The organism is Micromonospora sp. KC723 (genome assembly GCF_004348595.1).
In the GTDB taxonomy this organism is placed as follows: domain Bacteria; phylum Actinomycetota; class Actinomycetes; order Mycobacteriales; family Micromonosporaceae; genus Micromonospora.
Genome location: NZ_SMKD01000276.1, coordinates 1 through 1,175 on the forward strand (window position 1 = coordinate 1; position 1,175 = coordinate 1,175).

The 1,175-nt window shown below is 76.2% G+C and carries 1 protein-coding gene; it reads left to right on the top strand.

The genetic code is table 11. The annotated features are described in order from the left end of the window. Positions 1 to 147: 147 nt before the first annotated feature. Positions 148 to 1,175, top strand: a 1,028-nt coding sequence (locus tag E1165_RS28615; RefSeq protein WP_132394792.1) for a bifunctional transcriptional activator/DNA repair enzyme AdaA, incomplete at its 3' end; no start/stop codon positions are given.

The following is a 1,175-nucleotide window of genomic DNA, read 5'->3' on the forward strand; positions in this document are numbered from 1 at the left end:
CTCCACCGCGCCACCCGCCCCACGGCCGTCTTCGACGCCAAACCGCTGACCGCCGTCCGGCGGCCGGAATCGGACCTGGCGGTGCCGCCACCGCCAGGTCCGATTCCCGCGAGCCACCGGCCCTGAACTGCGGGCATCATCGGTGGCGTGGAGTTGGACTTCGAACGGTGCTACCGGGCCGTGGACAGCCGTGACCAGCGCTTCGACGGCTGGTTCTACACCGGCGTGACCTCGACCGGAATCTACTGCCGGCCCTCCTGCCCGGCGATGACGCCGAAGCGGCGCAACGTCCGCTTCTTCCCGTCGGCCGCCGCCGCGCAGGGCGCCGGGTTGCGGGCCTGCCGCCGCTGCCGCCCGGACGCCGCGCCCGGCTCACCCCAGTGGGACGTCCGAGCCGATGTGGTCGGGCGGGCCATGCGGCTGATCGCCGACGGCGTGGTCGACCGGGACGGTGTGCCGGGGCTGGCCAGCCGGCTCGGCTACACCGAGCGGCACCTGCACCGGATGCTCCGCGCCGAGCTGGGCGCGGGCCCGCTGGCCCTGGCGCGGGCACAGCGCGCGCAGACCGCCCGCACCCTCATCGAGACCACCGAACTGGGCCTGGCCGAGATCGCGTTCGCGGCCGGCTTCGGCAGCGTACGGCAGTTCAACGACACCGTCCGCGAGGTCTACGGCACGGTCCCGTCCGGGCTGCGGGCGGCTCGGGGCCGCCGGCCGGCCCCCGGCGGCGCGGGAACAATCACGTTGCGGCTGGCGTACCGGCCGCCGCTGCACGCCGCCGCACTGCTGGACTTCCTCGCCGTCCGCGCGCTGCCCGGCGTGGAGGAGGTACGCGACGGGACGTACCGCAGGGGGTTGCGGCTGCCGCACGGCACCGCCGAGGTGGCGCTGACCCCGCTCGACGGCCACGTACGGGCGACGCTGCGGCTGGCCGACATGCGGGACCTGGCCCCGGCGGTGGCCCGCTGCCGCCGCCTGTTCGACCTGGACGCCGACCCGGAGGCCGTCGACGAGGTGCTGGCCGCCGATCCCGCGCTCGCCGGCGCGGTCAGCGCGGAGCCCGGGGTCCGCCTTGCGCGCGCGGTGGACGGCTTCGAGATCGCCGTCCGCGCCATCGTCGGTCAGCAGGTCTCCGTCCGCGCCGCCCACACCACCCTCACCCGCCTCCTGCACGC